Annotated in this window: 22 protein-coding genes; 11 read left to right on the top strand and 11 right to left on the bottom strand. The window is 26.4% G+C overall.

From position 1 onward, the window contains the following. Window positions 1-3 precede the first annotated feature (3 nt). Genes AAQM_RS08330 through pgp3 form a run of 3 tightly spaced genes read right to left on the bottom strand, consistent with a single transcriptional unit; the run spans window position 4 to window position 2,250 of the window. Window positions 4-594, bottom strand: coding sequence for a Tgt2/MlaC family protein (locus AAQM_RS08330; RefSeq protein ID WP_129095678.1), 591 nt, complete (start codon window positions 592-594; stop codon window positions 4-6). Between the two features lie 4 nt (window positions 595-598). Further along, window positions 599-1,339 carry an MlaA family lipoprotein gene (locus AAQM_RS08325; RefSeq protein WP_129095677.1) on the bottom strand — a complete coding sequence of 247 codons (741 nt, stop codon included), beginning with the start codon at window positions 1,337-1,339 and terminating at the stop codon, window positions 599-601. 56 nt (window positions 1,340-1,395) lie between these two features. Next, a complete protein-coding gene (gene pgp3 / locus AAQM_RS08320; RefSeq protein WP_129095676.1) occupies window positions 1,396-2,250 on the bottom strand; it encodes a peptidoglycan metallopeptidase Pgp3 in 855 nt (284 codons plus the stop codon). 111 nt (window positions 2,251-2,361) lie between these two features. On the opposite strand from pgp3, the gene AAQM_RS08315 reads away from it, so the two are divergent. The 5 genes from AAQM_RS08315 to AAQM_RS08295 are packed head-to-tail and all read left to right on the top strand — an operon-like array spanning window position 2,362 to window position 7,244. Next, window positions 2,362-3,072 carry a YebC/PmpR family DNA-binding transcriptional regulator gene (locus AAQM_RS08315; protein WP_129095675.1) on the top strand — a complete coding sequence of 237 codons (711 nt, stop codon included), beginning with the start codon at window positions 2,362-2,364 and terminating at the stop codon, window positions 3,070-3,072. Between the two features lie 59 nt (window positions 3,073-3,131). After that, entirely contained in the window at window positions 3,132-3,701 is a 570-nt protein-coding gene (locus AAQM_RS08310) for a hypothetical protein (RefSeq protein ID WP_129095674.1), read from the top strand. A gap of 17 nt (window positions 3,702-3,718) precedes the next feature. Then, entirely contained in the window at window positions 3,719-5,482 is a 1,764-nt protein-coding gene (locus tag AAQM_RS08305) for an OmpA family protein (protein ID WP_129095673.1), read from the top strand. A 9-nt stretch (window positions 5,483-5,491) separates the two neighbouring features. After that, window positions 5,492-6,004 carry a Rab family GTPase gene (locus AAQM_RS08300; protein ID WP_129095672.1) on the top strand — a complete coding sequence of 171 codons (513 nt, stop codon included), beginning with the start codon at window positions 5,492-5,494 and terminating at the stop codon, window positions 6,002-6,004. Between the two features lies 1 nt (window position 6,005). Next, window positions 6,006-7,244 carry a GGDEF domain-containing protein gene (locus tag AAQM_RS08295; protein ID WP_129095671.1) on the top strand — a complete coding sequence of 413 codons (1,239 nt, stop codon included), beginning with the start codon at window positions 6,006-6,008 and terminating at the stop codon, window positions 7,242-7,244. Between the two features lie 15 nt (window positions 7,245-7,259). Here AAQM_RS08295 and AAQM_RS08290 read toward each other — a convergent pair whose 3' ends face one another. From AAQM_RS08290 to AAQM_RS08265, 6 genes are all read right to left on the bottom strand, one after another. Then, window positions 7,260-8,018, bottom strand: coding sequence for a M48 family metallopeptidase (locus AAQM_RS08290; protein WP_129095670.1), 759 nt, complete (start codon window positions 8,016-8,018; stop codon window positions 7,260-7,262). Window positions 8,019-8,079: 61 nt separating this feature from the next. Then, the gene (locus AAQM_RS08285) at window positions 8,080-10,203 is read right to left on the bottom strand and encodes a serine aminopeptidase domain-containing protein (RefSeq protein WP_129095669.1); all 2,124 of its coding nucleotides are present in this window, start codon (window positions 10,201-10,203) and stop codon (window positions 8,080-8,082) included. Then, on the bottom strand, window positions 10,200-12,560 hold the full coding sequence (locus tag AAQM_RS08280) for an acyl-CoA dehydrogenase (RefSeq protein WP_129095668.1): 2,361 nt from the start codon (window positions 12,558-12,560) through the stop codon (window positions 10,200-10,202). The genes AAQM_RS08285 and AAQM_RS08280 overlap by 4 nt, the downstream gene beginning before the upstream one ends. Further along, window positions 12,548-14,653 carry a 3-hydroxyacyl-CoA dehydrogenase NAD-binding domain-containing protein gene (locus AAQM_RS08275; RefSeq protein ID WP_129095667.1) on the bottom strand — a complete coding sequence of 702 codons (2,106 nt, stop codon included), beginning with the start codon at window positions 14,651-14,653 and terminating at the stop codon, window positions 12,548-12,550. The genes AAQM_RS08280 and AAQM_RS08275 overlap by 13 nt, the downstream gene beginning before the upstream one ends. 3 nt (window positions 14,654-14,656) lie before the next feature. Then, window positions 14,657-15,901, bottom strand: a complete 1,245-nt coding sequence (locus AAQM_RS08270; protein WP_129095666.1) for a thiolase family protein — start codon at window positions 15,899-15,901, stop codon at window positions 14,657-14,659. Then, window positions 15,898-17,640: an AMP-dependent synthetase/ligase gene (locus tag AAQM_RS08265; RefSeq protein ID WP_129095665.1), complete on the bottom strand. Its 1,743-nt coding sequence runs from the start codon at window positions 17,638-17,640 to the stop codon at window positions 15,898-15,900. Before AAQM_RS08265 ends, AAQM_RS08270 begins: the two co-directional genes overlap by 4 nt. Before the next feature lie 322 nt (window positions 17,641-17,962). On the opposite strand from AAQM_RS08265, the gene AAQM_RS08260 reads away from it, so the two are divergent. Then, the gene (locus AAQM_RS08260; protein WP_164967059.1) at window positions 17,963-18,127 is read left to right on the top strand and encodes a hypothetical protein; all 165 of its coding nucleotides are present in this window, start codon (window positions 17,963-17,965) and stop codon (window positions 18,125-18,127) included. Window positions 18,128-18,671: 544 nt separating this feature from the next. Further along, window positions 18,672-19,667 carry a GGDEF domain-containing protein gene (locus tag AAQM_RS08255; protein WP_129095664.1) on the top strand — a complete coding sequence of 332 codons (996 nt, stop codon included), beginning with the start codon at window positions 18,672-18,674 and terminating at the stop codon, window positions 19,665-19,667. Here AAQM_RS08255 and AAQM_RS08250 read toward each other — a convergent pair. Both AAQM_RS08250 and AAQM_RS12735 read right to left on the bottom strand, forming a co-directional pair. After that, window positions 19,657-20,097, bottom strand: coding sequence for a YiiD C-terminal domain-containing protein (locus AAQM_RS08250; protein ID WP_129095663.1), 441 nt, complete (start codon window positions 20,095-20,097; stop codon window positions 19,657-19,659). The two genes, AAQM_RS08255 and AAQM_RS08250, sit on opposite strands and share 11 nt — an antisense overlap. After that, window positions 20,090-20,266 (bottom strand): hypothetical protein, encoded by a 177-nt coding sequence (locus AAQM_RS12735; RefSeq protein WP_216678753.1) that lies wholly within the window; start codon window positions 20,264-20,266, stop codon window positions 20,090-20,092. Before AAQM_RS12735 ends, AAQM_RS08250 begins: the two co-directional genes overlap by 8 nt. 105 nt (window positions 20,267-20,371) lie before the next feature. Between AAQM_RS12735 and AAQM_RS08245 the strand changes: the two genes are divergently transcribed. The 4 genes from AAQM_RS08245 (at window position 20,372) to AAQM_RS08230 (ending at window position 25,906) form a co-directional block, all read left to right on the top strand. Then, entirely contained in the window at window positions 20,372-22,948 is a 2,577-nt protein-coding gene (locus tag AAQM_RS08245; RefSeq protein ID WP_129095662.1) for a bifunctional aconitate hydratase 2/2-methylisocitrate dehydratase, read from the top strand. 122 nt (window positions 22,949-23,070) lie between these two features. After that, on the top strand, window positions 23,071-23,664 hold the full coding sequence (locus tag AAQM_RS08240; RefSeq protein WP_129095661.1) for a TetR/AcrR family transcriptional regulator: 594 nt from the start codon (window positions 23,071-23,073) through the stop codon (window positions 23,662-23,664). Then, entirely contained in the window at window positions 23,657-24,547 is an 891-nt protein-coding gene (locus AAQM_RS08235; protein WP_228722692.1) for an NADH-quinone oxidoreductase subunit B family protein, read from the top strand. The genes AAQM_RS08240 and AAQM_RS08235 overlap by 8 nt, the downstream gene beginning before the upstream one ends. Before the next feature lie 3 nt (window positions 24,548-24,550). Next, window positions 24,551-25,906 (top strand): nickel-dependent hydrogenase large subunit, encoded by a 1,356-nt coding sequence (locus AAQM_RS08230; RefSeq protein ID WP_129095659.1) that lies wholly within the window; start codon window positions 24,551-24,553, stop codon window positions 25,904-25,906. The last annotated feature ends 62 nt before the right edge of the window (window positions 25,907-25,968 follow it).

The raw sequence follows: 25,968 nt of genomic DNA, 5'->3' as shown, positions 1-25,968 counted from the left end.
TTTTTATTGTTTTTCTAACAAAACTAACATTTCATCAAAAGTTTTTTCTTTTAATAATCCTGCAAATTGTTGTCTATATGTTTGAATAATACTAACTCCGACTAAATCAACATCATAAATCAACCATTGCTCATTATCTTTTGATTTATTATAAAAATTATAGTTTATTTTATAAATCTCATCCTTACCTAATAATTCTGTTTCTAATTGTAATCTTGTATTATTATAAGGTTTTAATCCTATAACTTTTACTTTTTGATCATTATAAAATGCAAGTTTTTCAATATAAGATTTTTTCAATCTATTTTCAAATATTTTTGTAAATTCCTTTTGTTTTTCTTGACTTAGTTTATCCCAAGTCTCTTTTCCAAGAGCAATTCTTGCCATTAATTCATAATCAAATACTTCATCTATTATTTTTATTATTTCATCACCTTTTTGGACTATAGTTAAATCTTTTTTTTCTAAAATCAGTAAAACATCATTTATTTTTTTTGTCATCTCTTTTTCTATTTCATTTTCTTTTAATGCATTTGCATTTGTAAGTAAAATAATTAATAAAGCAAAAATTTTAAATATATTTTTTCTAAACATTTTATTATTCCTCTATCTGTTTTTTTCTTGCTTGTGTATAAATATCTCTTAAAAATGGATATAAATCTAAAGCATCTTTTTTAATAGTTTCATATTGATGTGGATTAAAAGATGTATAGTTTACTACATCAAAAGTTTTTATTCCAGCCGTTTCTATGATAGTATTAGGCACTTTATAGTTAAAGACATTATGACTTACAGAGTTTACAGGTGAAATTATACCATCTGTTGTTAATCCAATAGTATCTCTTAAATTTGATGGACCAAAAAATGGTAAAACTATGTGAAAACCTTCACCAACTCCATAAAAACCTAAAGTTTGTCCGAAATCTTCTTTATGAGCTTTCATATTTAATTCGCTTGTTGCCAAATCCATAAATCCTCCAAGACCCCAAAGAGTATTTATTAAAAATCTACCTAATTCTTCTGATGCATTTTCAAATTTTAGTTGTAATAAATTATTTACAAATCTAATTGGAAATCTAATATTTTCAAAAAAATTCTCTATTCCAGTTCTTACTGTTTGTGGAACAGCATAAGCATAACCGTCAGCAACAGGAATTAAAACATTTACAAAAACTTTGTCATTAAATGTGGTTACTAATCTATTATAACCGCTTAAAGGGTCAAAAACTTCTTTAGTTCTATTATCGAATTCTGCATCAAAATCATCTATAGAATCATTTGCATTAAGAATTGAAGAACTGAATATTGTTAAAAATAAAATCAAAATTATCTTTTTCAAATTAAAATCCTTTACTTTAAAGGTGCAATTATATATAAAATTTATGGAAGATAGCTTTAAATACTATTCTTCAAACTATTAAGAATTTCAATAGCTTGTAGTGGATCTACTTGAAGTCCTTGAATTCTTATTCCAAAATGTAAATGAGGTCCAGTGATTCTTCCTGTACTTCCACTAAGTCCAATAATTTCACCTTTTTTTACAAAATCACCAACTTTAAAATTCATACTATTTAAGTGAAAATAACAACTATAAACACCATGACCATGGTCTATTATGATAGATTTTCCAGCATAAAATCTATCTTGTGCAATTCTTACAATTCCTGAATTTGAAGCAATTATTGGGGTATTATCTTTTGCTTGAAAATCGGTTCCTCCATGATAAGATTTTAATTCTTGATTATAAACTCTTTTCGTTCCAAATTCGCTTGTTATTTTTGAATTTAAAGGATAAATAAAGTCTTCATTCCAAAAAATTTCAGGAGTAAAAGTATTATAGATTTTAGTTGCTTCTTCATTTTCTCTTTTAACTCTTTCTTGATTTTCTTTATTTGGTTTTACTTTTGAAGGTTGTACATTTAATGTTTCATTTTTATAATTTCCATCTATAACTTTTAGATTCAAACCTTTAAATATTTTTTTATTATCTTTTATATATGACAAAATTATTCTATAGTTATCTAAGTTTTGATAATAAGAAATAGGTAATAAAGCGTAAAAACTATCTTTTTTAAATGGATTTTCAAAAAAATCAATATTTTGTTTATCAAAAGTAAGTTTTATATCTTTTATATCTTTTTGAGTAATTTCTATTAATACAGTATTTGCATTTTTTATCTCTTTATGAGAGATAGAAAAAGCTTTTAATGAAATAGTTATTATTAACAGAAGTAAAATTTTTTTAATCATATTTATCCTTTAATTTGACTATTATTATGAAAAATTATAAAATTTATAAATATGTTATTACAAAATTGCTATAATTCTACTAAAAATTTGAAAATTAACTGGGAGTTATTAATGGGTAGAGCCTTTGAATATAGAAAAGCAGCTAAAATGAAAAGATGGGGAAATATGTCTAGAGTTTTCCCAAAATTAGCAAAAGCGATTGAAATGGCAGCTAAAAATGGTGTTGCAGATCCTGAAATGAATTCAGCTCTTAGAACAGCTATTTTAAATGCTAAAGCTGAAAATATGCCAAAAGCAAATATTGATGCAGCAATAAAAAGAGCAACAGGTAAAGATGCTGCGAATTTTTCAGAAGTGAATTTTGAAGGTAAAGGTCCTCATGGAGTTTTAGTTTTTGTGGAGACAGCTACAGATAATAATACAAGAACAGTTGCGAATGTAAAAATGTATTTTAATAAAACAAATGGACAAGTAGTTCCAACAGGTTCTTTAGAGTTTTTCTTTGATAGAAAAGCAATTTTTGAATTTCCAAAGCCGGAAAATATTGATCTTGAAGAGTTAGAATTAGAGTTAATTGACGCAGGACTTGAAGAGATTGAAGAAGAAGAAGGAATAGTTTTAGCTTATGCAAATTATACTGATTTTGGAAATATGAATCAAAAATTTGAAGAGTTAGGAATAGCTTTAACAAAAGCTGAATTAAAAAGAATTCCAAATAACCCTCAAGTGTTTACAGAAGCGCAACAAGAAGATATTGGTAAGTTAATAGAAAAACTCGAAGATGATGATGATGTTCAAGCTGTATATACAAACATCGCTTAAATCTTTTTTATGATAGAATTTTAATAATTTAAAATTTTATCATCTCTAAAAGGAAAAAAATGAAAGATAATAGTCAAAAAACACAGAATGATATAGGACAGTTGGGAAATGTTGATCAAATAAGAGAAATTTTATTTGGTTCTCAAACAAGAGAATTAAATAAACGATTTGAGAAAATTGAAAGTGATATAAAGCGTTCTTTAGAAGATATTAAAAATAGATTAGAACAAAATCAAAAAGATTTTACTTTGAGATTGGATAATGAAGTTGAACTATTATCTAAAAAAATCAAAAACTTAACAACTCAACATCAAGAAGAGATGACTGATATTAGGGATAATGAATTAAAACAAGAAAAAAGAATTCAAAATTCTATTGAACTTTTAAATGATGAATTAAGTGCTAAACATGAACAACTTTACAAAGAACAACTTGAAAATAAAAATTCTTTACAAGAAGAGATGAATAATTTAAAAGAAGAGTTATTTATTATGATGGAGCTTAAACTTCAAGAATTAAATGATTTAAAATTATCAAGAGATGATGCTGCTGAGATTATGATGGAAACAGCAATGAGATTAAAAGGTAATCAATTAGAAAAACAGATTATATCTGTTCAGAATAATTAATTGTGTAATTAATTTAAATGAATGATTTAGAAAAACTACGTAATCTTTTATTAAAAGAAGAACAAGAGAGTTTATCTAAACTTGAAGAAGAATTAAATAATCTAAAAAAAGATTTAAAAAATCCCGAAGTAATAGTAGAGAAAATTTCTCCTTTAATTTTCTCTATTTTAGAAAAAAGTTATACCAAAGATAAAAAGTTATTAGTTGATGTTTTATCTCCTATTGTATTAGAATTAATTGATAGAAATTATGATGAATCAAAAGACAAAGTAACTAAACAACTAGCTCCCCTTATTTCGATTGCTATTAAAGAACAAATTAAATCTCATAAAGATGAAGTTGTTGATGCGTTATATCCAGTGATTGGAAATATGATAACTAGATATGTGACTAAAACATTTGAAGATATGATAAATTCTATAAATCTTCAAATTAGAAATGGTTTAACATTTAAAACTTTAAAAAGAAAAATAAAAGCAAAATATCATGGAATCAGTGAAACAGAACTTTTATTAAAAGAGAATGCTTTAACAAATATTAGAGCAGTTTTTTTTATACATAAAGAAACAGGTATTGTATTATCTCATAAAGAGCATGAGGATAATAAGATTAATGAACCTGAAATGATAGCTTCTATGTTGACAGCAATTCGTAGTTTTGTAAATGACTGGGTAGATAAAAATGAAAAACATCAAGAGATAAATACAATTGAATATGGTGGAAGTAAAATAGTTTTAGAATCAAGTGGATATAGTTATTTGGCAGTTATAATAGATGGTGCCGTTACAAATAATACAATTAATAGTATTCGAAAAGTATTATCTATCTTGGTATCAACTTATTCAAATGAGATTAAAAATTTTAATGGAGATATGCAAAATATTCCAAAAGAGGAATTTTATGAAATAATATCTCAACTAATAAGTAAAAATAGTGAAAAGGATAGTAAAAAAATACATCCTTTATTATATTTATTTCCTATTTTATTTATTTCTTATATCTCTTATATTGTTTATAATAATATTATTGATAGTAAACTTGAAAAAAAAGCTAATGATATTTTATATAAAGATTCAGCTTTGACTATATATAGATTAGATGTAGAAGTAAAAAATAAAAATATGAAAATAAATGGAGTTGTTCCTTTCTCTTTTTACAAAGATTTAGCATATAATAATTTAAAAGAGATCAAAGAAATAGTAAGTTTGGAAAATAATATTCAAGTTATCGATTCTTTCAATAATCCAAAAGATATTTATGATAAAATAACTTATTTAACTTTGGCTTTAAATATAAAAGAAGGTAATGGAATAGAGTATAGTTATGACTATCCCAATGCTAAAATTTTTGGAAAAGTATTTAGTAAAAAAGAAAAAAAATATGTACAAGAACAGTTTAGCTTGATTAAAGGTTTACAAAATATAGAATTTAGTGTAGAGGTTATCCCTCCAAGTATAGATGACATAATATACTTTGAGCAGAATTCATCTCAAATTTTACCTAATCAAGAATATAAACTAATAAATATAATAAATTTATTACATAAATTAGATGAAGATTTGACTTTAGAAATACAAGGTTTTAGAGATTATACAGGTACTATTGAAAGAAATGCAATTTTAGTAAAAGAAAGAGCAGAAAATATTATGAAATATTTGAAGTTAAAAGGTAATGTGTCTCAAAAATTAATTAATGTAGGGATTAATGATATTCCAAAAAATATAGATGAACAGAACTATCCAGAACAAGGAAGAAGGGTAATTTTTACATGGAAAAAGTAAAGGTTTATAATGTTTAATTATAAAATTGTTTTAGTTGGTGACTTTGGCGTAGGTAAAACAAGTTTAATTAAAAGATATGTTGATAATAGTTTTAGTGATGAATATAAGAGTAGTATAGGTGTTGCCATTTCTAAAAAGTTATTGAGTGATTCAATTAATGATAAAACTTATGATTCAACAATGATGATTTGGGATATTGAAGGAAGAACAGATTTTAAACCAATATTATCTCATTATTTAAGTGGAGCAAAAGGTTTTATAATAGTTGCTGATTTAACAAGAGAAAATACAATTGATTCTATAAAAGAGCATATAAAATTATGTGAAAATACAGCAGGAAATTTACCTATTTGTATTGCTTTTAATAAAAGTGATTTGGTTACTGATGAAATTGATTTGGAAAATTTTAAAACTTTTTCACCAAATATTATTGCACTTTTTAAAACTTCGGCAAAAAATGATAATTGCGTTAGTGAGTTATTTGAAGTTTTAAATAATGAAATTATAAAAAGATTGGTATAAAATGATAGAAAGTCTTATTTTACCAATCATTTGTAATAAATATAATATCTCTTGTGTATTATTTAAAAAAGATTTTAAAATAGTTGAATTTACAGATAATTTAAAAGATTTTGTAAGTGTTTCAGATGAATTAGCTTTAGATAAAGATATAAGAGATTTTTTTTGGGAATTTATTGGCTTAGAAGAAAAGCTTGAAGATTTATATAATAATAAAAAGAAATATTTACATATTCCGATGCTTTTGAAAAAAGATATTTTTTATGATATTAATATTGAAACATTTAGTGCAAAAAATAATGAAAAACTCTTTATTGTTATGTTTACAAGACAATCTTCAAATTCTCTTACTTATTCAAAAACAATACAAAATATAAATCAAGAAAATTTAAAATATGAATATGAAAAACAAAATATACAAAATAATCAAATTTACTTTAATTTGATAAATCAAAAATTGATTAGTTTTCATATTGATGTAAAAGGTATTATTACTGATGTAAATATGGCTTGTCTTATTTTCTTTGGTTTAGAAAAAACTGATATGGTCGGGGAACATTTTTCAAAATTTTTCTTTTCAAGAGAGATAAAAATATCATTTTGTGAAGTTAGTAATATTTTAAGAGCTGTTAATTTAGAAGGTATTGATATCTTTTTTCATGCAGATGTTATTCCTATTAGATTAGATAAAAATAAATCAGAAAATATTGTTATTTGTCAAGATATAACACATTTAAAAAAAATAGAATCAGAATTGGAATATGCTGTTAATCATGATAGCTTAACGGGACTTCCTAATCGATTGATGTTAACAAAAAAGATAGAACAACTTATTTTAAAAAACAAAGCAACAAAAAAATCTTTTGCTTTATGTTTTGTTGATTTGAATAAATTTAAAAATGTAAATGATGAATATGGACATCATGTTGGTGATATGCTTTTAAAACATGTTGGAGATGTATTATCAAAGGTTATTAGAGAGGAAGATACAATCGCAAGGTTGGGTGGAGATGAATTTGTTATTCTTTTTGAAGAGTTTGAATCAGAAGAATATTTAGATAAAACTCTGAAAAGAATAGAAGAAATTTCAAAAAAAACACCTTTACTTTATAATGAAAATCTAACAATTCCATTAACTTTTAGTTTAGGTGTTAGCATCTATCCTAAAGATGCAGAAGATATGGAAACATTATTAAATATTGCAGATGAAAAAATGTACAAAAATAAGGGGATAAGAATATAGTTTAAAACTATATTCTTAAGATTTTGGTAGTTTTACAATAACTTTTTGGATATCATTTATTCTATTAGTTGAGCTTGGATGAGTTGAGAAAAAATCACTTCCTTCTTTTTTACCTTCACTCATATTTTCCCAAAATTTTAATGCTTCATTTACATTGTATCCAGCTTTGTACATCAAATAAATACCAATTTCATCAGCTTCTGTTTCTTGCATTCTTCCATAAGGAAGCATTACTCCAACTTGAGAACCAATTCCATACGTTTGATTAAAAAGATTTTGATATTGAGGGGCTGCTGCTCCTATAGCTAAATTTCCTACAACTTGTAAACCTTGCTGAACCATTGATGCACTCATTCTTTCTGCTCCATGACGTGCAAGAGCATGGGCAATTTCATGTGAAATTACAGTAGCTAATTGGTCATCATTATGTGCTGCTTTTAGAATTCCCGTATAAACTACAACTTTTCCTCCTGGTAAACAAAAAGCATTCATTTCATCATTTTGAACAAGATTAAATTCCCAGTTGAAATCATTTCTATTTGCAACTTTTGCTATTTTTGAACCAATATTTTTAATTCTATTAGCATCTTTTGTTCCAACAATAACTTTTGATTCAGATAAAGTTTGTTTATATGACTCTTCACCTAGTGCTAATTCTTCTTTTTGTGATACAAAAATCATTTGAGATCTATTTGTATAAGGTGTTTTATGTGTACATCCAGCAATTACAATTAATGTTAAATTGACAAATAATAAACTTCTTAAAAGTTTCATTTTAAATCCTTTTCATTGTTATGAATTAATTTTATAATATTTTTCATTATAACAAAGTTTGTCATTCAGATTTTATAAAATTTAAAATTAAATAAAATAATTCTTCATTGTCTTCTGTGACTATTACATGTTTTTTTGAATCTATAATTTTTAGTGTTTTATATCTTGAACTAATTCTTTCAAAAATTTCGTGAGCAGAACTTGGATTTACAACAGGGTCATCTTTTGATTGTATTATTAGTATTGGTTTTTTTATTTTTGGAAGAATTTTTTTTGTTTTGCTCATCAATAAACTTAGTTGTTCAATAGAATCAATATAATGCTTATGATAGTTTATTTGAGGATTTTCTGGAAAATTATCAACATATTCTTTTGTATATTTTTCTTCAGAAAAATATTTAACTACATCATTCCAAAAAGTTATTGCAGGAAGTAGGGTTTTCATTCTCATATCATTTAGATGAAGTGCAGCGTTTATACAAATCAAACTTACAAACTCTTTATATTGTTTTTTAGTACTTAAAAGCGCTAATAATCCTCCTGTTGAAAAGCCAATAATAAAAACTTTTTTATATTGTAAAGAAGCAATGATTATAGACCTTGAAACTGATTTATACCAATCTTGCCAAATTTTATTTTTTAAATCTTCACATACAGTTCCATGTCCATCTAATCTTGGAGTTTGAACATTGAAACCATTTTTATTTAAAAATATAGCTAGTTTTTCCATCTCTTTTGGAGCAGAGGAAAAACCATGAATAGCTATAACACAACTATTAGAGTTTTTATTTTCAAAATATTTATGCTTACCTATTTCTATATCTTTTATTTCTTTATGGTTTTCAAATTTTTTATAACTATTTTCAAATTCAATATCTTCCTCATATTTTAAAATTTCTAGTAGAATTTTAGTATTTAACTCTTCGTTATTTGAAACTAGATTTTTTACTATATTTACAATTTCTTCTTGTATTAAAACTTCATTTAAAATCACTCTTAATATATTTTTTAATCTGATTGTATGATGGTTAAAACTATTTAAAAGGTTTTCCTTGTTTATTTTGTATTTATGGCAGTTTATTTCATCTGTTGTCAAAATATTGTCATTTATAGCTATTTGAAGTATCTCATTAAAATTTTTATATTTTTCATAAGAGATTAAGTAGATTAAATCTTTGTTTATATCTTCATCACAAAAGATATTTTTCTCTTTTATTTTAAAAATAATAATATAAATTAATCTTTTAAAATATTCTATTTCTATCTCTTTTTTTGGATATAAAAATAAAATTAAAACAAAGATATGATCAAAATTTATGCTTAATGATTCATAGATTTTATTCATAAAGTTAAGAGTAACTTCATATCGAAGATTATTTATAATTTTTTCATTTGATAGATTTTTTTCATAAAAGTTTTCTAAAAGTTTTTTTGTAGAAATAGGTTCCAAAATTCTAATAGTTATTTTAGAGTTCAAAATAATATTACTCTCTATTTCTAACTCTTCTTTAAAATTTTCTCCTATTTCATCAAAAAGCTTACTAGCCATATCAACTAAAAAATTTTTTCCATTTCTAAGACGTGAATAAGAGATATTTATAGGTACAATCATAGTTTCATGACCATTTATATCACTACATTTATTTATAAAATATTTTTTGCTAAAATCTTCATAATCTTCTAGAGTTTTATCAAAATATTTTTGTCTAAAAATTTGAGAAGTCAGGGCAAAAACAGCAGCTCCTGTATAGACTCTTTGGCAAGTTCCATCAATTTTTACACAAAAGTTTTTATCAATTTTTGAAATATCTTTTGCTTTTACCATCATTCCTTCTGGAAAAATCATCCAATCTTTACAAGAAGTTATTAAATCACCGATTATATGTTCATTTCTGTTTTTTGCACTTTTTTTTAAAGCTCCTAAATTTTCTAAAAAATTCCCAAAAAAAGTTTTAAATAAAGAATCATCGGCGATAACTCCTACTTTTTTATTTGTAAGATTATACAAAGTATAAGGAACAAGCATTGCTTCTGTTCTTGTAAAATGATTTGCAACAAACATTTTTGGATTCTCTTTTGGGATATTTTCAACTCCAATTACTTCAATATTTGCATCTAAAATTTTTTGAAGTAAACTTAAAACATAACCATTTGTATTTATTAACAAATCATTTTTATCTATCATCTTAAAGCCTTATATTCCTTTGCATCAAATGAATCAACACTGATTATTTCTTGTTTTAAAGCATGAGCTTCAAGCATTTTTTCTATCTCTTCTTTTGATAAAAGATTTTTTTCTAAAAGCTCTTTAGTCATATTCTCTGGACTATCTTTTTTAATAGTTTCATTTTTAATTGCATCTTTTAAAATTTTAAATGAATTTTCACACTCTTTATTTAATTTTACAGCAAGTTGCAGTTTTGCTAATCTATCATTTTCATCTTTTGAGATAAACAAAGATGAAGTTAATTTTTGTAAATAATCTTGATTTGATAGATTTTTTACTATCTTTGCATTTAATTTATCTTTTGCTTTTATTGAAAATGGATTTATTTTTACAATAGGAAGTAAATAATCTAAATAACCAATATTTGTGATTATCTCTTCTCTTGCTATTTGAATTTCGTTAAAACAATAGTTACAAATGTAATCAACTAAAAGTTCATCTTCTTCATTTGGATTATTTTCAAATTCTCTTAAAGTTGCAGTTATCAAATAACAGTTTGATAAAATATCTCCAAATCTAGCACTTATATTTTCTCTTTTTTTCAAAGATGGTCCTAAAATTCCTAAAGCAATATTTGTCAAAAGTGTAAATTCAGCACTAACCCAAGAGAGTTTTTGTTTATATCTTTGAAATTCTCCTTTTTGACAAGAGATATTTCCTCTTGTTACATAATATATCAATGATTTGCAAAACGCACTATATACTAAGCCTATATGAGAGAAAAATACTTTATCAAAAGCTTTTACGTTATTGCTGTTCAAAGCTTCTATTTGTTTATAAATATATGGATGAGATTTGATTAACCCTTGACCAAATTGCATTAAATTTCTTGTTAAGATATTTGCACCTTCAACTGTTATTGAAATAGGTAAAGCAAAATAAGCATGAGCTAAAAGGTTGTTTTCTCCTCTAATAATCGCACTTCCTCCTAAAACATCCATTGAGTCATTTATAACAGTTCTGAATTTTTCAGTTGCATGATATTTCATAATTGAGTTTATAACACCTGGTTTTACCCCATCATCAATAGCATCTAAAGTGTAGTTTCTTGAAGCATTTAACATATACGTAAAGGCTGCAATTTTTGCAATTTTTTCTTCTACCCCTTCAAAATGATTGATACTAAGTCCAAATTGTTCTCTAAGTTGAGAGTATGAAGCTACAACATTTAAAGCTAATTTACTTCCACCAAGACTAACACTTGGCAACGAAATTCCACGTCCTATAGATAAAGATTCAACAAGCATTTGCCAACCTTTTCCAATACCAGAAGTTTCACCTATGATATTTTCCATATCAATAATCACATCTTTTCCATAAAGTGGAGAGTTTACAAAAGGAATTCCAAGTGGGTCATGTCTTTTTGAGTTATCAATACCTTCTAATTTTGAATCAAAAACAGCAAAAGTAATACCTAAATCTTCTTTATCTCCAAGTAAATGTTCAGGGTCTTTTAAAACAAAAGCAAGACCAATTAAAGTTGCTACATTTCCTAAAGTTATATATCTTTTTTCAAAGTTTAATCTGATTTTTATTTCACCATTTTCATCTTTAAAAATCACACCATTTGAAGTAATAGAAGTAGCATCACTTCCGGCATTTGGTTCTGTTAAACCAAAACAAGGTACAAGTTTTCCATTTGCTAAATCTTTTAGATATTTTTCTTTTTGATTTATTGTTCCATGTTTTAGTATTAACTCAGCTGGTCCAAGTGAATTTGGCACCATAATAGTAATAGCTAAAACTTGTGATCTTGAAACTAATTTTTCTATTACTTTAGAGTGAGCAGTGGCAGAAAATCCAAGTCCTTCATACTCTTTTGGAATAATCATTCCAAAGAATTTTTTCTCTTTTATAAATTGCCAAACTTGTGGGCTTAAATCTCTATTTTGAAAAATCTCCCAATCACTTGTCATATTACAAAGTTCATTTACTTCATTGTCCAAAAAGTTTTGTTCTTCTTGTGTTAAAGTTGTAACTTTTTGTGCATTTATAGCTTTGAAATTTACTTCTGCTTTAAAAAAATCAGCTTCAACCCAATTTGTTCCAGCTTGAAGTGCAGCTTGTTCTGTTTGTGATATTTTTGGTAATAGTCCATTTTTATTTATAAAATTCACAAGTTTAGAACTTATTAGTTTTATTCTAAATGATGGTAACAAAAAAACAACAGCTAAAATAGCAAAAATAGTCCAAAATAATGCTCCAACATCAAAAAATATAACACTATAAACTCCAACAGCTATAAAATAACTGTAGAGTGGAAAGGAAAAAAATCCAAAACCCAAAATGATTAATAATAAAACTAATGCTTCCATAAACTCTCTCCTGTTTCAAAATCTTCATACTCTTCAACTAATTTAACTAAAAGATTTGAAGGTTTAAATCTTTCTCCATACTCTTTTTCGAATTTTCTTAAAGATTCTAAGATATTTTTTAATCCAATTTCATTTGCATAACTTAATAATCCCCCCTTATATGCAGGGAAACCAGTTCCTGTAATCATTGCAAAATCAATAACTGAAGCTTCTGTCACGATGTTTTCTTCTAAGCATCTACTAGCTTCATTTATCATAATATAAAGGCATCTTTCAAGAATCTCTTCATCGTTAAAAATCTTACCATTGTTTTCTAGCATAGACGTAACATGTGAATTTGGATATTTATCACGTCCTGTGTATTCATAAAATCCTTCTTTAGTTTTTACTCCTAAAAGGTTTTTTTCATACATTTTTTCTATGATTGAAGCTATTGGCATTCTATCTCCATAGGCTTCATTTAAAATATTAGCAACTTTATATCCTATATCAATTCCAACAGTATCAGCAAGTGTAAATGGACCCATTGGCATTCCAAAATCTTTTATAATTGAATCAATTCTTTCAATTTTTGAACCTTGTTCTAGTATAAAAGCTGCTTCATTTAAATATGGAAGTAAGATTCTATTTACTATAAAACCAGCACAATCACCTACTATAATAGGAGTTTTCCCAGAGTTTATAAGCATTTCACAAACTTTATTTATACTTTGTTTTGAAGTATGTTTTGTTGGTATTATTTCAACAAGTGGCATTAAATTTACAGGATTAAAAAAGTGAACTCCTAAGAAGTTTTCTTTATTTTTTATTTCATCTGATAATTTTTCTATTGAAATTGATGAAGTATTTGTGGCAATTATTGTATTTTCACCTATAACATTTTCAAGTTCTTTATAAGTTGCTTTTTTTGTTTTTTCATCTTCAATAATTGCTTCAATAACAAAATCAAAATTTTTAAAACCTATAAATTTATCTGTATAAGAGATTTTATTTAGTTTAAAATCCAGTTGATTTTTTGTCATACTTTTTGATTTTATCGAGTAATCATAAATTTTTGCTACATCTTTTAAAATCTCATGGGCTTGGCTTAAATCTCTTAGTTTGATTCTTACATCTTTTAAATATTTTGAGAATAGATAAATAATTCCTTTTCCCATAACTCCATTTCCAAGAACAACTGCATTTGAGATAGGATTTGAACTCTTTTCATAGTTTTTGTTTAATTTTTCAAATAAGAAAAATAGTTTTATCATATTTTTTGACTCTTTTGTAACGGCCAATTTTGAAAACTCTTTTGCTTCAATTTTTATTGCATCTTCTAACTCTTTATGCAAAGTTGCTTTTATTACATCAAGGGCAACATAAGGGGCTTTGAAATCTTTATGTACTTTTGATTCTAAATTTTTAAGCGCTTTTTTGAAAACAATTTCATTTAATGGAGCATAATTCAAAGGATTAAAAGTAATTCTATTTTTTACTGTTCCATAAATAGCTTTTTTTATAAAATCATCAAGCATAAACTCTTTTTGTGCATTATCAAAAATCATATCAGCAAGTTTTATTTTATAAGCTTTTTTTGCATCAATTGTTTTGCCACTTAGAATTAAGTCTAAAGCATTTACTAACCCTACTACTTTTGGAGCTCTAATAGTTCCTGCAAATCCTGGGAAAATTCCCAGTTTAATCTCTGGAAAAGCTATTTTTGTTTTTGGATTAGTTGAACAAACTCTATATTTACAAGCAAGGGCAAGTTCAAGTCCTCCTCCCATACAAGCACCATTTATATATGCTATTGTTGGAATTTGTAAGTTTTCAAGTTTATTAAATATCTCATGTACTTCTATTAAAGAGTCATAAACTTCTTTTTCATCTTTTAGTTTTTCAATCTCTTTAATATCTGCCCCTGCTATAAAAATATCTTTTTTTGCACTATCTATTACTAAGGCTTTTATTGAAGAGTCTTCTTTTATTTGATTTAATTTTTCATCGAATTCTTTTAAAATTTCAAAAGATAATTTATTTATTTTTTCATCTTTTAAATCAAAAGTTAATGTTGCTATATTTTGTTTGATTTCTAAATTTATATTACTCATTTTTTATATCTCCAATAAAAAAGATGCACCTTGTCCACCACCAATACATAGTGTTGCAAGTGCTAACTTGTCATTTCTTCTTTTTAACTCTTTTAATGCTGTTAAAACAATTCTAGCTCCACTCATTCCAACTGGATGTCCAAGAGCTATTGCTCCTCCATTTACATTTAAAATCTCTTCATTTATTTCACCTAAATTAGATTTTTTAAAGGCTTCTAAATTTGCTATTATTTGTGCAGCAAAAGCTTCGTTCATCTCTATTAAATTTATATCTTTTAAAGAATAACCAGTTTTTTCAAATAGTTTTTCTGTGGCATAAATAGGACCTAATCCCATTCTATTTGCATCAAGTCCAGCATAAGCATAATCTTTTATAAATCCTAGAGGTTCAAGATTTAATTCACGAGCCTTTGATTCACTACAAACTATCAAACAACAAGCTCCATCTGATACTTGTGAAGAATTTCCAGCAGTTACTGTTCCACTTAATCTATCAAAGATTGGATTTAGTTTATTTAAACTTTGTAAGGTTTGATTAAATCTTACTCCATCATCATCCAAAATAGAAGCATTTTTAGTCATAATAGGATGAATTTCATCTTTGAAAATCCCAGTTTCTATAGCTTTTTGGGCTTTTTGATGAGATTTTAAAGCATATTCATCTTGAGCATCTCTGCTTATTTTAAACTCATTTGCTAAATTTTCAGCTGTTAATCCCATGATTTTTCCAGAAATTGGGTCATTTAAACCAGCTATTAAACCAACTGTTGGTTTTAGAAAACTTGGTCTAAAGGTACTTAATATTTTTAATTTTTCAATAGTTGATTTTGAGTATGAGAATTTTGTTATTAATTTTCTTAATTCATCACTATAAAGTAAAGGAAGATTACTCATAGATTCAACTCCACCAACAAGATATAAACTTCCTTGATTTGAATGGATTTTTTCAATTGCACTTGAAATGGATTGCATTCCTGAAGCACAATTTCTATGAACTGTATAAGCAGGAGTAGTATTAGGAAATCCAGCACGAATTGCCATAACTCTTGCTATATTGGTTGAATTTGCAGGATTTGCAACATTTCCAATAATAACTTCATCAAAATCTTCATAATTTAGATTGTTTCTAATAACTAACTCTTTTGCGATAATACTTCCTAAAATATCAGCATTTACATCAGCTAATTTACCATTTGCTTTTGCTATTGGACTTCTTAATCCATCAATTATGGCTATTCTTTCTCTCATTTTTTCTCCTCATACATACTATTTATAATATTTTCATATTTTTCTTCAATCTTATTTCTAGCTATTTTCATAGAGGGTGTTAATTCTCCTGTTTCAATAGAAATATCATTTGTTATTACTCTAAAATCAACTATCTTTTCCCATTGATTCAAGTTTTTATTTATGTTTTTTATATGTTTAGAAATAGCTTCAATAATATCACTTCTTTTATAATACTCTTCTATTGTTAAGTTATTATTTACTTTTTTAGCAAGATTATATTTCTCTTTATCCACAAAAAGTAGGGCAGTTGTATATTTTTTATTTTGAGCGATTACTACAGCAAACTCTATGTATTTGTTTTTAGAGAGTTGTTGTTCTATAAAAATGGCATTTACATACTCTCCCGTTGAAGTTTTAAATATTTCTTTTACTCTACTTTTAATGTATAAATATCCATCTTCATCCAAATATGCCACATCTCCTGTATGAAGCCAACCATCTTTATCAATAGTTTTTGCTGTTAATTCTTCTTGATTTAAATAACCAATCATCAAAGAATCACCACGAACAAAAAGTTCATTATCTTGAGTAATTTTTATTTGCGCACTTGGAATTACTTTTCCACAAGAACCAACTTTATTTGCATTTGGGTAATTTGTTGAAATAACTGGTGAAAACTCTGTTAAGCCATATCCTTGATAAACAGGAATTCCAATATTTACAAAAAATATTGCTATTTCTTTTGATAAAGGTGCTCCTCCACTTACAAGTTTTTCAACCCTTGAGCCAAATATTTCTCTAAATTTTGAATAAACCAATTTGTCATAAATCTTAAATAAAATAGAACTTTTATTCAAGTTTTCTTTTAGAGCATAAGAAAAAGCCAAAGAAGCTATAACTTTACAAAAAAATGGTTTTTCTAAAATTTGAGCTTTTATTTTGTTAAATATCTTTTCTAAAAGTCTTGGAACAACTGTCATAATCGTAGGTTTTACAACTTTCATAAGATTTGCTACATTTAAAATATCATCTACAAAATAGATGCTAATTCCACGACTTAGATAATAACTCATAACAGTTCGCTCAAATATATGAGCCAAAGGAAGAAGAGAAAGTGCAACTTCACTTTGTGGTAAATCAATGAGTTTATTTATATCATGAAGTTGCGAAACTATATTTTTATGGCTTAACATCACACCTTTTGGAGTTCCTGTGTTTCCACTTGTATAAATGATAGAAAAAATATCATCAGGATTTGCCTCAAAAGGAGTAAATCCAGTAGAATCGCAAATCTGTTTACCAATAACCAAAATCTCATCAAAGTTATAAAAATTTGGCTCTTTTATACAAAAATTATGAGTTATAAAAGTAAGATGAGAGTTTTTTTCTTCAATATCTTTGAGTCTTTCTTGTGAGTCTATAAACATATATTTCATAGCAGAGTCTTTTATCTCAAAGTTAAGATTTTCACTTGAAATATTTGCAAAAATAGGTACACTAATAGCTCCAACCTCATGTATAGCAAAGTCAAAAATAAGCCAAAATGGAGATGATTTTGCAAAAATCCCAACCGTATCACCTTTTTTGATTCCCATGTCTTTTAAGGCAAGACTTAGACAAATAACTTTATTTTTAAAATCACTTGTTGAGATATTTGTATATTTTTCATTTGATAAATAGTTTAAAAAATATTCATTTTCTAAACTACAAATATGTATAAAAAGTTCACTATAGGTTTTGAAATTGTAAGTTTGCATAGTTTATCCTTTATTTAAATTATTTTATAATCTTTAAAATAATAAAAGCTTAAAAAATAATTTTGTTAAAAGATATATAATTTGATTGAGTTGTTTTTATGCAGATATAGATAAAATAATAAGTTATTTTAGGGTTTTGGTTTGGAATAGAGTTAAATATACATTCTAAAGCTAGAGCTTTTCCATCATTCCCAACGTCCTCGTTGGGAATGTATATAAGAACTAAATAAAAAAACAAATAAAAATGGCAGAAGTAAATATACGATAGTATGTATTCCCAAGCTTGAGCTTGGGAACGAAGAAAATAATTATAAGGGATAAAATGTTTAGAAAGATAGCTCTATTAATAATGTTAAGTATTTTTCTTTATGGGATAGAAAATAAAGATTACATAACATATATAAAAGAAGATAAAAATAGAATGATTTCATTTCAAGGAACAATATTAGATAAAGTTGAATATTCTGATAAAATAGAATTTTTTTAGAAAATAAAAGTTTTGGAAAAATCAAAATAAGACTTAATGAAGATTATACAAAATATGAATTAAAAAATAATAGTTATATAGTAGGTGTTTGTCAAAACAAAAATTATAATATATATGAAAAATGTCATTTATTTGTTGTTGAAGATAGATAAAAAAAACAAGGTAAATTATTATGAAATGTCCCAATTGCAACTAAAAAATAGAACTAAAAACAAAAAGGTATTTTAGTTCTTTATTTGGTAGACATACCTGTCCTAACTGCTTTTCAAAACTAAAAATAAAACATACAAAGATATATTTTCTATAGATATTTTTATCACTAATTTTTGTGATAATAAGTTCTTTATTTATATTAAGTTTTTTTCAAAATCAATCTTCAAAAGAGATAATTTATTTTATATGGTTGGTTATTTTATTTATAGTTTATACATTTATTGATAGAAAAATAGAAAATAAAATGTTATTAAATAGTTATTAATCATAATTGTAGTATGGTTGAATGAAAAATAAATAATATATTTTTCTTGATAAATAAAGGGAAAAAATGAATAAAATGGCAAGTTATGAGGAATTGAGCCTTAAAATTGCGTTTTTACAAAAAGAAGCAAAATTTAATGATGTATTTTTAAAAAAATTATTTGATGTAATTCCTAATCCTATGTTTTACAAAGATAAAAATGGAGTTTATCAACATTGTAATGATGCTTTTTCAAAAATAATCTTAGGAATACCAAAAGAGCAGATTATTGGAAAAACTCTTTATGATTTACCTCATGTTATTCCAAAAGAGAATGCAGACCTATATTATGAAAAAGATAGAGAACTTTTTTTGACTTTAAAAGAACAATTTTATGAAGGAAAAGTAAAATGTGCTGATGGAAAAATAAGAGATTATCATTTTTATAAATCATCTTTTGTTATGGAAGATGAAATAGTAGGTTTAGTTGGAATTATGCTTGATGTTAGTGACTATAAAAAGGCTTTAGAAGAGTTGGATGAAAAAAATAGATTACTAAGTGAGTTAAGTATAACGGATTCTTTAACAGGATTATATAATAGAAGGCATTTCCAAAATATTTTAGAAAAAAAATTAAATGCTTTATCAAGACATAAACAAAAGTTTTCATTTGCGATTATAGATATAGATTTTTTCAAAGATTATAATGATAGTTTTGGACATCATGAAGGTGATATAGCTTTGCAAAAAGTGGCTAAAACATTGAGAGAGAATTTTAACAGAACAAATGATTATGTATTTAGAGTAGGTGGAGAAGAATTTGCTATTTTATTTGAAGTAAAAGAACAAAAAGATGCTTTTTTACTTGTTGAAAATATCAGAAGAAAGGTTGAAAATCTAAAGATTAAAGCTTCAAAAAAATCAAATTATGAATATCTAACAATTTCCATTGGTTTAGGAAACTTATTGAGCATTAAAGAAAAGATTAACTCTTCAATAGTTTATCATGAAGTAGATAAGCTTTTATATAAATCAAAAGATAATCAAAAGAATCAAATAACCGTAAAAGATATTATATTTTAATCACATAATAACCAGTAAAATCTACACATATTTCACCATCTTCTATGATTTTTGATTCAATTTTTATTGAGGCACTTTTTTTTAATAAAAGTTTGTTTTTTAATTTATCTATCTCTTCTAAAGAGGGTTTTTTAGTAAAACAAACAATATCTTTTGTAACAGGTTTTTTATAAGAATGTTCATTTTTTATTATAACTATATTGTTACTATTAAAACCTAACTCTTTTTGAATAATCCAACACAAACCCCAAGAAGAAATAATATTCATTGTTGCTAAACTTCCACCAAAAGCTGTACCTTTATCATTTATATTTACACTAAGTGGAGCTTGTGAGATTAAGTAGTTATTATTATAATCTGTTATTTTTATCTCCATAAATTTGGTTAGTGGTATTTCATTATGTAATTTTTTTTCTAATTCTTTAATCATTAGTTTCTCTTATTTTTATAAATTTATGGAAAGAAATATATAAAAAATATATTGAACAAATAATAAAAAGTATGTACAAAAGTTGTACATCATTAGAAGAACTATTTTTAAATATTAAGTATGAGTTATTTCTTTTAGCCATATTAAATAGATTAATTGTAACTTTCATTCACAAATTTTAGAACTTGTACAATTCTTTACAAAAATTGTACATACTAATTTTTTTCTTTATGATATAATATCTAAACTTTCTAAAATAAAGAGGAGATAATATATGAGTTTATTAGCTAATTATAAAGCACATACAGAAGAAAGACTTAGTCAAGGTGGATTACCGCCATTAGCTTTAACTGCTGAGCAAACTGCTGAGTTAGTAGAGTTATTAAAAGCTAATCCTGTTGCTGAAGCTGAATATTGTTTAGAATTATTTAAAAATAAAATTAACCCAGGTGTTGATGATGCTGCTTATGTTAAAGCTGCATTTTTAAATGACGTTGTTCAAGGAAATGTTGCATGTTCAGTAATTTCTAAAACTGAAGCAATCGAGATTTTAGGAACAATGATGGGTGGATATAACGTACCACCATTAGTTGAAGCTTTAAAAATTGATGAAGTAGCAAGTGCAGCTGCTGAGCAATTAAAAAACACAATCTTAGTTTATAATTCATTTAACGATGTTAAAGAATTAATGGATGCTGGAAATGCAAAAGCTAAAGAAGTTATTGAATCATGGGCAAACGCTGAGTGGTTTACAAATAAACCAGCATTAGAAGAAGAAATTACATTAACTGTATATAAAATTCCTGGTGAAACAAATACAGATGATTTATCTCCTGCAACTGTTGCATTTACAAGAGCTGATATTCCATTACACGCAACTGCAATGTTACAATCAAGAATGGAAAAACCATTAGAAATGATGGCTTCTTTAAAAGAAAAAGGTCATCCTTTAGCATACGTTGGAGATGTTGTTGGAACTGGTTCATCAAGAAAATCAGGAATCAACTCTGTTCAATGGCATATGGGAAGAGATATTCCAGGTGTTCCTAATAAAAGAACAGGTGGTGTTGTAATTGGTTCTATTATTGCTCCAATTTTCTTTAACACTGCAGAAGATTCAGGATGTTTACCAATTCAAGCTAATGTTGATTCATTAGAAACTGGTGATGTAATCGTATTAAAACCATACGCTGGTGTAATTGAAAAAAATGGTTCAGTTGTTTCTGAATTCAAATTAGCTCCAAATACATTAACAGATGAAATGAGAGCAGGTGGAAGAATTCCATTAATTATTGGTAAAGGTTTAACTGCAAAAGCTAGAGAAGCATTAAAATTAGGTGCTTCAGATATGTTTATTGCTCCTGAACAACCAGCTGATAATGGTAAAGGATTTACTCAAGCGCAAAAAATGGTTGGAAAAGCTTGTGGTGTAGAAGGTATTAAACCAGGTATGTACGTTGAACCAATCGCTACAACTGTAGGTTCTCAAGATACAACTGGACCAATGACAAGAGATGAGATTAAAGAATTAGCAGCATTATCTTTTGGTGCTGATATGGTTATGCAATCATTCTGCCACACTGCTGCTTATCCAAAACCAGCAGATATTAAATTAAGACATACTTTACCAGATTTCATCAACTCAAGAGGTGGAGTTACACTTAAGCCAGGTGACGGTGTTATTCACTCATGGTTAAATAGATTATGTTTACCAGATACAGTAGGTACTGGTGGAGATTCTCATACAAGATTCCCAATTGGTATTTCATTCCCAGCTGGTTCAGGTCTTATTGCATTCGCAGGTGTTACAGGTATGATGCCTTTAACTATGCCAGAATCTGTATTAGTTAAATTTACAGGAAATATGCAACCAGGAATCACTTTAAGAGATTTAGTAAATGCTATTCCATATTATGCAATTAAACAAGGATTATTAACAGTTCCTAAGAAAAATAAAAAGAACATTTTTGCTGGAACAATTATTGAAATTCAAGGTTTACCAGATTTAAAAGTTGAGCAAGCATTCGAATTATCAGATGCATCAGCTGAAAGATCAGCAGCAGCTTGTTCTGTTCAATTAAATAAAGAACCAATTATTGAATACTTATCTTCTAACATTGCTTTAATTGAAAAAATGATTGAAGAAGGTTACGAAGATGCTAAAACTCTTCAAAGAAGAGCTGATAAAATGAAAGAATGGATTGCTAATCCAGAATTATTAGAGCCAGATGCAGATGCTGAGTACTTAGCTACAATCGAAATTAATTTAGATGAAATTAAAGAGCCAATCTTAGCTTGTCCAAACGATCCAGATGATGTTGCTACATTAAGTGAAATCTTAGCTGATGACAACAGACCAAAAAATATTGATGAAGTATTCGTTGGTTCTTGTATGACTAATATCGGATTATTCAGAGCTTTAGGAGAAGTATTAAAAGGTGAAGGTGTTGCTAAAGCAAAACTATGGGTTGCACCTCCTACAAAAATGGACGAAGCTCAATTAACAGAAGAAGGTTACTATGCTGCATTTGCTGCTGCAGGTGCAAGAATTGAGATTCCAGGTTGTTCATTATGTATGGGTAACCAAGCACAAGTTGGTGAAGGATCAACTGTATTCTCTACATCTACAAGAAACTTCGATAACAGACTTGGTAAAAACTCTAAAGTTTATTTAGGTTCTGCTGAAGTTGCTGCTGTTGCTGCATTATTAGGTAGATTACCATCTGTTGAAGAGTACATGAACATTGTTGCTCAAAAAATCAATGAAACAAACAAAGATGGTGTTTATAAATACTTAAACTTCCACCAAGTTTCTTCTGAGCATTTAACTACATTAGTTACTTCAAGATAATTTTAAAGCTTAGGATTTTTCCTAAGCTTTTTTTTACTTAAAAATAATTATTCAATTTTAATAAAATATAATGTAACATAATAAATCGGAACAAATCGGAGAAAATTTTTTAAGGAAAAACTATATCTAATTTAAAAGAAAATAAAAAAAATAATATTATAGAAAATGCTTTAAAGCTTTTCGCTCAAAAAGGTTTTTATAACACTACAATTCCAGATATTGCAAAAGCTATGAAAATGAGCGTTGGAAATATGTATAACTATTTTGCTTCAAAAGAAGAATTAGCTAAATTTGCAATTAAGTATTCAACAAATATTTTGGCTGATGAATTAAGAGAAGTTAATAATATGGAGATATCTTCAAAAGAGAAAATTTATATATTTGTACGAAAATATTTAGAAAATGTTCAAAAATCACCTGAAGTAATTGAATATTTTTTAAGGGTTTATTTATCGAATAGAGAAGTTTTCAAGCAAGGCTGTGAAGGTTTTTTATGTGTTGGCGAGTTTGTAACAGAAGTTATGATTTTACTTGATGATGGTGCACAAAAAAAAGAGTTTAGAGAACAAGAATTTTTCCCTGCATTTGGTATGATAATGGGAAGTTTAGGTGGTTTTGCTTTTTTAAGTGGTGAAAATGTTTTAGATAAAGATTTATTAAGTTATTCAGATGCAGTTGCAGATAATATTTATCGAGCATTAAAGTATGATGAATGAAAAAAAACCAACAGTTGTTTGGTTTTCAGCAATTACATGTAATGGAAATACCCACTCCTTATTAAGTTCAAACTCTAGTAAATTTGAACTTTTTTTAAAAAATTTTGATTTTATTTATCATGGTAGTTTAACTATTGATAAATCTTTGGAAGATATTATAAAAAACCAAGAACAAATAGATTTTTTATTGGTTGAAGGAGCAATCTCTTCTAATCAAAAATTTTTTACAACTTCAAATGATTCAACAAAAAATATTTTAGAAAAATTAGTTCAAAAGTCTAAATATCTTATTGCAGTTGGTTCTTGTGCTTCTTTTGGTGGAATTCATGCCAAATTTACTCAAAATGATGACGTTTGTGGTTTAAAAGATGCTATTGAGGAAGAAAATAAAAAAAAGTTAAAACATCCAATAATAAATCTTTCCGGTTGTCCTGTTCATCCTGAATGGATTTTTCAAACTCTTTTTAGTTTGAAAAATTTTAAAGAAATATCGTTAGATGATGAAGGTAGACCAAAAGAATTATATGGTACTTTAGCTCATCATGGTTGTACAAGGAATGAGTATTTTGAGTGGAAAATTGAAGGAAATTTTGGACAAAAAGAAGGATGTTTATTTTATAACCAAGGATGTCGTGCTCCTATGACACATAGTTCTTGTAATAAAATACTTTGGAATGATATAAACTCTAAAACAAGGGCAGGTATGCCTTGTATTGGTTGTACTGAAGTTGATTTTCCAAGAAATAATATGCTTGAAACAAAGAAAAATATGGGAATTCCTTTAGAAGTTCCTTTAGGAATTTCTAAAAGAGCATATTTAAGTATAAGTGGAGTTGCTAAAACTTTTAAAATAGATAGACTTCATAAAAAATTGATGGAATAGTTGATGAAAACAGTTGATTTAGTTGAAAGAATTGAAGGAGAAGCAAAACTAATTTGTAGTTGGAAAAACAATAAAGTAAGTGATGCAAGAATTGATTTTTTAAATTTTAGAGGATTTGAATATATATTAGAAGAAAAATCACCTTTAGATGCCTTAATTTACACTCCAAGAATTTGTGGAATTTGTGGACAAGCACATCTAAAAGCAACCGTTGAAGCATTAGAAAATATCTATGAGAATATAAATGAAAAAATTGAAATTTCAAATAAAGCTAAACTTTTAAGACAAATAGGTTTAAATATAGAGATTATAGATTCTCATATAAAATGGTTTTATCTTTTTATTATGCCCGATATTATAAAACTAAATAGTAGTGATTTAGGTATTTACGCTCCTTTAAAAGGAAAAAGATGGCTAGAAGCCTGTAAAACTGCAAGTGAAACAATAAAGGCTCTTGCTATTATAGGTGGACAGTGGCCTCATACTTCATATATGAATGTTGGTGGAGTGATGAGTGATCCTACTAGAATGGATTTGATTAATATGCAAAACTATCTTCAAATAGCTATTGATTTTTTTGAAGATTCTGTTAGTGGAGTTAGTTTAGAAGACTACTTATCTTTTGATAGTTTAAATGATTTAGAAAAATTAGATAAAGATATGAAGTATTTTAAAGATCTTTGTTTTAAATATCATCTAAATGTGTATGGAAAATCACACAATAGATTTATAAGTTTAGCAGAATCGAATCTCTTTAGAAGTGGAAAAATAAAACAAAAAATAGTAAATAAAATCGATTTATCTAAAATAGCTGAAAGTAATGAATATACTTTTTCTTTAAATGAAAAAGAAAATATTTCTAAAAAACATACTTGGAGCAAATTAGTTACTTACAATGATAATTTTTTTGAAACAGGTCCACTTGCTAGAGCAATTATTTCAAATAGAAGATTTATAAAAGAGTTACATAAAAGTTTTGATGATTCTGTTTTTACAAGAGTAATGGCAAGAGTTGATGAAATGGCATTTTTAATAAATGATACTAAATCTTTAATTTCACAAATAGATTTATTAGAAAACTCTTTTATAAAACCAAAAATTTCTTTAAATGATATAGAAAAAGCAAGTGGATTATCAGTTGTAGAAGCATGTAGAGGCTCTTTATATCATAAAATAGACATTGAAAATGGAAAAATAAAAGCTTATGATGTTATTACTCCAACTGTTTGGAATTTAGGACCTTCTAATAAAAAAGAAAAAGGAATTGCACAAAAAGCAATAATTGGTTCGCCAAATATAGAAATTGCAAAAATAGTTCTTAGAAGTTTTGATGTATGTTCTGTTTGCACAACCCATTAGTGAATAGTTATTCATAAAAAGTGTATATTTGTAACAATATTATAAAATACTGAATTAAAAAT

Origin of the sequence: Arcobacter aquimarinus, from assembly GCF_013177635.1 — a bacterium.
Lineage (GTDB): Bacteria > Campylobacterota > Campylobacteria > Campylobacterales > Arcobacteraceae > Aliarcobacter > Aliarcobacter aquimarinus.
This window is presented reverse-complemented; position numbering and strand designations above follow the sequence as displayed.

Bases quoted from the DNA above. Each gene is read 5' to 3' on its own strand.
- AAQM_RS08330 (WP_129095678.1), bottom strand. From the start codon at position 594: ATGTTTAGAAAAAATATATTTAAAATTTTTGCTTTATTAATTATTTTA.
- pgp3 (WP_129095676.1), bottom strand. From the start codon at position 2,250: ATGATTAAAAAAATTTTACTTCTGTTAATAATAACTATTTCATTAAAA.
- AAQM_RS08315 (WP_129095675.1), top strand. From the start codon at position 2,362: ATGGGTAGAGCCTTTGAATATAGAAAAGCAGCTAAAATGAAAAGATGG.
- AAQM_RS08310 (WP_129095674.1), top strand. From the start codon at position 3,132: ATGAAAGATAATAGTCAAAAAACACAGAATGATATAGGACAGTTGGGA.
- AAQM_RS08305 (WP_129095673.1), top strand. From the start codon at position 3,719: ATGAATGATTTAGAAAAACTACGTAATCTTTTATTAAAAGAAGAACAA.
- AAQM_RS08300 (WP_129095672.1), top strand. From the start codon at position 5,492: ATGTTTAATTATAAAATTGTTTTAGTTGGTGACTTTGGCGTAGGTAAA.
- AAQM_RS08295 (WP_129095671.1), top strand. From the start codon at position 6,006: ATGATAGAAAGTCTTATTTTACCAATCATTTGTAATAAATATAATATC.
- AAQM_RS08290 (WP_129095670.1), bottom strand. From the start codon at position 8,018: ATGAAACTTTTAAGAAGTTTATTATTTGTCAATTTAACATTAATTGTA.
- AAQM_RS08285 (WP_129095669.1), bottom strand. From the start codon at position 10,203: ATGATAGATAAAAATGATTTGTTAATAAATACAAATGGTTATGTTTTA.
- AAQM_RS08280 (WP_129095668.1), bottom strand. From the start codon at position 12,560: ATGGAAGCATTAGTTTTATTATTAATCATTTTGGGTTTTGGATTTTTT.
- AAQM_RS08275 (WP_129095667.1), bottom strand. From the start codon at position 14,653: ATGAGTAATATAAATTTAGAAATCAAACAAAATATAGCAACATTAACT.
- AAQM_RS08270 (WP_129095666.1), bottom strand. From the start codon at position 15,901: ATGAGAGAAAGAATAGCCATAATTGATGGATTAAGAAGTCCAATAGCA.
- AAQM_RS08265 (WP_129095665.1), bottom strand. From the start codon at position 17,640: ATGCAAACTTACAATTTCAAAACCTATAGTGAACTTTTTATACATATT.
- AAQM_RS08260 (WP_164967059.1), top strand. From the start codon at position 17,963: ATGTTTAGAAAGATAGCTCTATTAATAATGTTAAGTATTTTTCTTTAT.
- AAQM_RS08255 (WP_129095664.1), top strand. From the start codon at position 18,672: ATGAATAAAATGGCAAGTTATGAGGAATTGAGCCTTAAAATTGCGTTT.
- AAQM_RS08250 (WP_129095663.1), bottom strand. From the start codon at position 20,097: ATGATTAAAGAATTAGAAAAAAAATTACATAATGAAATACCACTAACC.
- AAQM_RS12735 (WP_216678753.1), bottom strand. From the start codon at position 20,266: ATGAAAGTTACAATTAATCTATTTAATATGGCTAAAAGAAATAACTCA.
- AAQM_RS08245 (WP_129095662.1), top strand. From the start codon at position 20,372: ATGAGTTTATTAGCTAATTATAAAGCACATACAGAAGAAAGACTTAGT.
- AAQM_RS08235 (WP_228722692.1), top strand. From the start codon at position 23,657: ATGAATGAAAAAAAACCAACAGTTGTTTGGTTTTCAGCAATTACATGT.
- AAQM_RS08230 (WP_129095659.1), top strand. From the start codon at position 24,551: ATGAAAACAGTTGATTTAGTTGAAAGAATTGAAGGAGAAGCAAAACTA.